Annotated in this window: 5 protein-coding genes; 3 read left to right on the top strand and 2 right to left on the bottom strand. The window is 43.0% G+C overall.

The window, feature by feature from the left end; translation table 11 throughout:
- Positions 1–254 precede the first annotated feature (254 nt).
- The 3 genes from KTQ90_RS12065 (at position 255) to mobV (ending at position 4,276) form a co-directional block, all read left to right on the top strand.
- Positions 255–1,511 carry a primase-helicase family protein gene (locus KTQ90_RS12065; RefSeq protein WP_254359721.1) on the top strand — a complete coding sequence of 419 codons (1,257 nt, stop codon included), beginning with the start codon at positions 255–257 and terminating at the stop codon, positions 1,509–1,511.
- A gap of 276 nt (positions 1,512–1,787) precedes the next feature.
- A complete protein-coding gene (locus KTQ90_RS12060; protein WP_217318638.1) occupies positions 1,788–2,738 on the top strand; it encodes a toprim domain-containing protein in 951 nt (316 codons plus the stop codon).
- Between the two features lie 191 nt (positions 2,739–2,929).
- A complete protein-coding gene (mobV, locus tag KTQ90_RS12055) occupies positions 2,930–4,276 on the top strand; it encodes a MobV family relaxase (protein ID WP_217318637.1) in 1,347 nt (448 codons plus the stop codon).
- A 68-nt stretch (positions 4,277–4,344) separates the two neighbouring features.
- Here mobV and KTQ90_RS12050 read toward each other — a convergent pair whose 3' ends face one another.
- Together KTQ90_RS12050 and KTQ90_RS12045 are read right to left on the bottom strand one after the other, a co-directional pair.
- Positions 4,345–6,957 (bottom strand): TonB-dependent receptor, encoded by a 2,613-nt coding sequence (locus KTQ90_RS12050; RefSeq protein ID WP_217318636.1) that lies wholly within the window; start codon positions 6,955–6,957, stop codon positions 4,345–4,347.
- Between the two features lie 18 nt (positions 6,958–6,975).
- On the bottom strand, positions 6,976–7,645 hold a 670-nt coding region (locus KTQ90_RS12045), incomplete at its 5' end, for a GLPGLI family protein (RefSeq protein ID WP_217318635.1).

Here is a 7,645-nt window from a genome sequence, read left to right as displayed (position 1 = left end):
ATCGTATGACATATAAAACGTATGACATGCAGGAATACATTTTTGTTCATCCCGAAGAAAGGTTCGCAAGGAAACCTCTCTTCGGGATTTTTTGTTTCATCTTATCCCGATTGGCTACATCAAGCACCTTGATTTCCAATCTTTTAACATTGTCGGTGCAAACTGCTCCATTCTGCGTAAGTTTGTGTTTTGCATTTTGATTTTCCGCCCTTACCTTTGCAACTTTAATTTTATCAACTCACAAAGATTAGATTATGAGCAAGACAAACGACAACAAACAACCTGTAGCTGTGGAAAACAAGCAGCCACAGGCTGCACCTCCAACAGACGAGGTGTTCATCCGTGTTGGCACTACCTTGTACAAGGTGGTTGACCAACCTACCATCACAGGAGGAAAGGTAAGAAAGCGCATCCCATGGAACATGGAAACCTTGCGTCAGGACTACGGCAAGGAGTTCATCAAGTACGTTCACAAGTATGACGGCTTCTGCACCGTTCCCGAGCATGTGAACCACCGCACGGTGATAGACGGTTTCCTCAACCTATACGAGCCGATAGGACATAAGCCGATGCAAGGGGACTTCCCAAATATCAAGAAGTTGGTTAGTCACATCTTCGGTGAGCAATATGAGCTTGGCATGGACTACCTGCAACTGCTCTATCTCAGACCTGTGCAGAAGTTGCCCATTCTGCTGCTCGTATCAGAGGAGAGGAACACAGGCAAGACCACGTTCTTGAACTTTCTGAAAGCGTTGTTCCAAGACAACGTGACATTCAACACCAACGAGGACTTCCGCAGTCAGTTCAATTCCGATTGGGCTGGCAAGCTGCTGATTGTCGTGGACGAGGTGTTGCTCAGTCGCAGGGAGGATTCCGAGCGGTTGAAGAACCTCAGCACCACCCTCTCGTACAAGGTGGAAGCCAAGGGTAAGGACAGGAACGAGATTTCCTTCTTTGCCAAGTTCGTGCTGTGCTCCAACAACGAATCACTCCCTGTCATCATTGACGAGGGCGAGACCCGATATTGGGTGAGGAAGATTTCATCGTTGCAATCTGACGATACCGACTTCTTGGAGAAACTGAAGGCGGAGATACCCGCTTTTCTGTTCCATCTGCAAGGCAGAACGCTCTCCACAGAGCACAAGAGCCGAATGTGGTTCGCCCACGAACAGATAGCGACCGATGCTCTGAGGAGAATCATACGCTGCAACCGTAACAGACTTGAGGTGGAAATGTCGGAGCTGTTCCTTGAGGTCATGGAGAACACCCAAACCGACAGTTTGCAATTCTGCCTCAATGACGCAATCGCCTTGTTGCAGTGCAACCACGTGAAAGCGGAGAAGCACCTTGTGCGAAAGATAGTGCAGGACTGTTGGAAGCTGCAACCTTCAGAGAATGCCCTCACCTACACCTCATACGAGTACAACTACAATAGCAGCGGTCACTACTCGCCAACAAAACGTGTGGGCAGGTTCTACACTGTAACGATGGACAAGCTAAATAGCATATAATTTTGTTGAATTGTTGAATATGATGAAAGAAGTGTTGAATATCAAGTATTTAAGGCTCAACATTTTCTCAACAAATCTCTCAACAAAAGAAAGAGACTGTTGAAAAGAGAAAACATGACAGCTAATGCCTGTCTTTCTCTTTTGCCCAGTGATTTTGTTGAAAAGAACCATTTGTTGAGAGTTTGTTGAGAAGATAAGTGTTTGACTATCATACCAATACATGCCATTCTCAACAATTCATCAGAAATACATACACCACTTAATCCACAGTAAAACATGAACATTCAAGAAGCAAAGCAAATCAAGATTGCAGACTACCTGCAAAGTTTGGGACACCGCCCTGTCAAGCAGCAGGGCGCAAACCTTTGGTACAAGTCACCGCTGAGAAATGAGAGCGAGGCATCTTTCAAGGTGAACACCATGATGAACAGTTGGTTCGATTTCGGAATGGGCAAGGGCGGCAACATCATCACCCTTGCGTCATACCTCTACGCATCAGACAGCTTGCCATATCTCTTGGACAAGATGGAGAAGCAAGCACCCCATGTACGCCCGACCGACTTTTCTTTCCCTCAGCAAGCTTCCGAGCCGAGTTTTGAGAGATTGGAGGTTAGGGAACTCAACCACCCTGCACTCCTGTGCTATCTGAGCGAGCGTAAGATTAACCTGCATATTGCCAGAAAGGAATGTGTGGAACTCCACTTCTCGTATGGTGTCAAAAGCTACTTCGCCATCGGTTTCAAGAACAAGTCGGACGGTTACGAGGTGCGTAACCGATTCTTCAAAGGCTGCATGTCACCCAAGGATATCACTCATATCCGACAGCAAGGCGAGCCAAGATACACCTGCTACGTGTTCGAGGGTATGATGGACTACCTCTCCTTTCTCTCGCTGCGCTTGCAGAAGTTTCCGTCTTGTCCGTCATTGGACGCACAGGACTATGTGATACTCAACTCTACAAGCAACGTGGACAAGGCTATTGATACACTCCACGGCTACGAGCGCATCAGTTGTCTGCTCGACAACGATGACGCAGGGCGGAAGGCAACGTTTGCCATCGAGACCGCCCTCGGTTATCGTGTGAGAGACGCATCCCACTTATACAGTGAGTACAAGGACTTGAACGACTATCTGTGCGGAGTGAAATCCAAACAGTCAGTACACCAAGTACAGCCTGTTAAGCGGACTGTTCCACCTCGTAAGAGAGGCGCAGCCTTGGGTATGTGATGTGGTTCCTGCCCCAATGGCTATTCTGAACGGAAAAGCCATAGCTCAATAGGGCGTTTTCTTGACGCAGTGGCACACCACCGCTAAAAACACCCATTGAGCAAAAGGGGCATCCCCTTTTGAAACCCCGTGAGTCATGCGCAGGGCGCAATGCGGCAAGCGGAATTGTATAACTCAAAAACAAGTTTATTATGGGACATTTCAGTTTGGATTTCAAGAAGGCGAAGGGCAGCTCGGACGCAAGGGAATCAGACCACATCGAGCGCAAGGTGATACCCGACAACGCCGACCCGACAAGAACACACCTCAACCGTGAGCTTGTCAAGATGCCGAGCGGTGTGTATGGTCGTGATGAAGCCATCGCCCACCGCATCAAGACGGCAGGCATCAAGCGTAAGATAACCAACGACCAGGTGAGGGTGATAAGAACCATGCTGTCTGGAACGCACGAGGACATGATGAACATCGCAGCCAATGGGCAGCTTGATGATTGGTGCAACGACAGCTTGAAATGGTTACAAGACACGTTTGGCAAGGAAAATGTTGTTTCGGTTGTTCTGCACATGGACGAGCACACGCCACACCTCCATGCCTCCATCGTTCCAATAGTGATAGGCGAGCGGAGAAAGGCAAGAAGCAAACCTACGGAAGAGGGCAAGCGGACATACCGCAAGAAAGCCAATCCCGTGAGACTGTGTGCCGATGATGTGCTCAACCGAGACAAAATGATTGGCTATCACGACAGCTATGCTGAAGCCATGAGCAAGTATGGCTTGAAGAGAGGTGTCCGTGGATCAGATGCGAGGCATACCACCACGGCACAGTATTATCGCAACATCAAGCGAGAGACCGAGAGACTTCAAAACTGTATGAAGCTGCTGCAATCTGATATTGAGGAAGCACAGCGACTTCTACAACAAACCAAGAGTGAAATCAGCACGGAGAAACTACAGGCTGCTAAGATGGAAGCCAAGACAGCCTTTGTGTCGAAGATTGGTTCTCTTTTAGGTAGTGGAAAATTGAAGGAGGTGGAGCAACACAACCGAAAGTTGTGCGAGCTTGTGACAAACCGAGAGCAATACATTGACGAACTCCATGAGAAGGTGCAGCGTATGGAGGACAGCCACAGCAAACAGCTTGACGAGATACAGCGGAAGCACCAATCGGAGGTCGCGAATTTGGAGAGCAAGCACACCACGGAGGTAACGATGCTCAACAACATTATCCGCAAAGCCAAGCGTTGGTTCCCGATGTTGGAGGCACGCTTGCAAATGGAAGACCTGTGCAGGAGGGTTGGCTTTACCGTTGAACAAATTGAGGTGCTTCTTACAGGAAAGGCACTCAACTTTAGCGGTTCACTCTATTCCGAGGAGCACAGAAGAAAGTTCAATGTAGTGAATGCAGAAATTAAGGTATTCTCTGATTCTACCAAGCCGAACCAACTATTTTTGTATATAAATAGACAAACTATGGTTGAATGGTTTAAGGAACAGTGGAATAATATAAGGTTAAAAACACAGCGTCGTTTCAAACTTTAATATACTTTTTGCAAGAACAAAGAAGGCAGCTTACTTTTTTGGGGTAAACCGCCTCTTTGTTGTTGCTTTTACAATTGATATGTTAGAGATAGCATAACATTTCCAGAATGTTGTTTGTATCTAACATAGGATGTGTAAGTTGGTGTAACATTTTGTTTTAACCAATTGATTCCGTTAAGGTGAAAGATATTCGTGCCAGAAAGTTTGCATGTGAATTTCTTGATTTTATAGGAAATGGAAAAATCAATATCTCGCAATATCTTACTTCCGCTTGTATTCTCTATCTTGTTCCACTTGCCGGTAACAAAACTGGCGAACTTGTTCTTCGCAAATATGAGCTTTGCAGTTCCACCAAATTCCTTGTCACTAGAATCAATGTTTAAGTCGGTGACTTTGTTTGTCAACTTGTTGTACAAGCCATCAACCTCAACATTGAAAGGAATCTTAAAGCGTGAGACGAAACCTAAGTCTGTCTTTAAGTTCCCTATCAACATTTTACAAGGAATGGAATTGTATGCAATTTCGTTTCGATTCCATAAAACTGTTGTGGTCAGTTTGGCATCAATAGGCAAGTTGCCCAATCCTTTGTTGGCATATAAAGTTGCATTTACGGTTTCCTTTTTTCCTCCATCCATATAATTTTGGCTGTGTAATAAACCGTCATTCTGATAGTTCAGCATTTCGGTGTTATCAGCCTTCTCATAAGTCAAATACATAAATATAATTGTTCTGCTATACAAACTATACAACTTATAAGCAATATTCATGTTCAGGGCGTTGTTGCCCAACCTTGAATATGAGGAAGCATCTGTGACCTCATCGTAGCTATTGATGACAGACAGTCTCGATAGTGCTTCAATATCGGTTGGAACATATTTGTAACTCAGTCCAAATGCAACAGAGTGTTGCTGACTGAAACGTAATTCTGTTGCAAAGGATGGCTCCCACTTGATTACAGACTTTGTCACTAGTCCATTGATGTTTGTGCTATTCCCATAATCAGAAAATCTAACACCAGCATCAAACCTAAAGAGACCTTTGTTCTTCATAAGTCCTCCATAAATCCCGAAATTGTGACTGTTCAAGTGTTCGCTATCTACATTTTGGTCTATCCATGAATCGGAGTTCTGACCAGACAATTCCCATTTCAAGTTGATTTTATGGAAAATAGGAAATACATAGCCTACAGCACCTGCCACATTTAGCTTCTTCAAATCTTTATCTATATAGTAAGAATCATCTGCCTGTTTGTATTCGTTAGGCAGTTCATAAGAGGAAAGAACATCCAAGTTTCTTTCTGATTTAGAAAAAGCAAAATCTACACTTCCATAAAGCAGGCCTTTGCCTATCAATGAATTTAAGTTTACCTGTTGTAATACATTAAATCCTTTGTTCTTGTCATTGTCTGCATTTCTATCGGAATTATTGTTATAATAATCCATGATAGACATATTGTTTCTCATGTCGCTATATGCCAACTTCGTTTGGAAACGCAAACTTGCATATGGATTGACATCCCATTTTTGACTGAGGTTAAATGAACTAAAGTTACCTCTTTTCTTGCCATTCTCTTCTGTTGACTTACGTATAACTTCCTGCGCCACCTTTACATGTTGTTCCGTTGACAATGCAGACTTTGCATCCATTTCATTGTGGATGACACCTATCGTGACATTGTAGTGCGAAGTCGGTTTCAATGTTAAGTTGACATTACCGATACCAGAAGTCCTTTTGTATTCGTCATTGCTTGGCATCAAGACATTTCTTTCTGCACTTGAAAGGCTCAGTTGCGCAAATCCATTGGTTGTTTTTACTCCTGTAAGACCGCCATTGGCATTGAGATAGTCCATTATAGAGAAAACTGTCTCATTGGTGTTGTTAGCATTTGCAATGATGGATGCAGACACTTTTTTGTCCATCTTCAAAGCTGAGTTCTTGCTGTCAAACTTGTTCTTAACACCACCCCCTTCTGTAAAGTTTCCTGCCCATTTGTTGTGTAAGTCTTTATTAATAAGGTTCAGTGCAGTTGTCTCTTTTGAATTGAAAGAGTTTCCTACATTTCCGTCATTGTAATTGTTCAGTAGCTCCACACCAGAAGCAAAGTCTGCAGACAAAGTTTTTAGTGCATGTCCTCCTGTAGAAAGCACATCTTCGCCATTGACCAAGAACTTATCTATTTTTTTCCCTTGGTAGGAAACATTTCCCGACTCATCAACAGTCATTCCTGGCAACTTTTTAATGACATCGCTCATGTTCTGTTCACTTCCGTTTTTAAACACATCTGGACTAAATTCAATTGTGTCATTCTTGATTTTCGCCCCTAAGTTTCTACCTTTTATTGTTACCTCAGACAATGTGTAGCTGTCGTCTTTCATCATTAAGTGTAATGGGGTTGCCGGCACTTCTTTATAATGTACTCTCAGTGTAGTATATCCGACACATCTTGCTGTCAACCAAAATGAGGACAAAGCCTTGTTGGATTGGATAGTGAACGAACCATCGTCTTTTGATATTGCATACGAAACGATGGAATGTGCCGCACTATCTTGTGAACATGTAACAGTACAAAAGGGTATGGCTGTATTTTGTGCATCAACAACCATACCCGATATATTCTGTGCTATAGAAAATCTACATATGCAGATTAGCATACATAACAGTAAACTTCTTAAACGTCCCATACATCCTTATGTTTTATCCTATAAAACTATGACATTGTCATTGCCGCTTTCCTTCAACTCTTCAATCTTTTTCTTCTGTAACTTTTCAAAAGCAGGTTTTTGCATTATTTTTCCTCTTGGTAACTCTATCTTGACTTGCCCTTTTATAGGCAAAATACTTTCTGCCTCATAAATTTCGCTTGATGTCGTCAAGCGGAGTATTGCCCCTGGCAGCCCTATATATCCACAAGGTCCTACGGGGGATGGTATTTCTTGACAGAACCATGCTACTACAGAACGATTTTTCTTATATACGGCCTTTGTACATTTCTTTCCTAAAACTTCTATAGTCTCATCAAAATACAAATCCCATTCATTTTTTAATGAATCAGAAAAAACGACAAACGTCTTATCTACAATGCTTTTTATACTTATTTCCTTATTATCTGTTGTATTTGTATAGTATGAGCCACTTCCTTCAAGTTTGATAACATTGTTATCTATGCCTGTGGTTGAAAATGCACATTCGTTGCCATTAGTAAATAAAGTATAAGTTTTATGCTGATTGGACAATTGATTTATAATCATTTGTCTTTTACTTAAATCACTCATACTATAGACCTCCTTCGGAATTTGCATCACCATATTATAATGTATACCCGTTGGCGGAATTAATTTAAGTTGATAAATATGAGTAAAAAGTTGCACA

Source organism: Leyella stercorea (assembly GCF_019052365.1).
Lineage (GTDB): Bacteria > Bacteroidota > Bacteroidia > Bacteroidales > Bacteroidaceae > Prevotella.
This window is presented reverse-complemented; position numbering and strand designations above follow the sequence as displayed.

Coding starts and splice junctions, on each gene's coding strand:
- KTQ90_RS12050 (WP_217318636.1), bottom strand. CDS start 6,957: ATGGGACGTTTAAGAAGTTTACTGTTATGTATGCTAATCTGCATATGT.
- mobV (WP_217318637.1), top strand. CDS start 2,930: ATGGGACATTTCAGTTTGGATTTCAAGAAGGCGAAGGGCAGCTCGGAC.
- KTQ90_RS12065 (WP_254359721.1), top strand. CDS start 255: ATGAGCAAGACAAACGACAACAAACAACCTGTAGCTGTGGAAAACAAG.
- KTQ90_RS12060 (WP_217318638.1), top strand. CDS start 1,788: ATGAACATTCAAGAAGCAAAGCAAATCAAGATTGCAGACTACCTGCAA.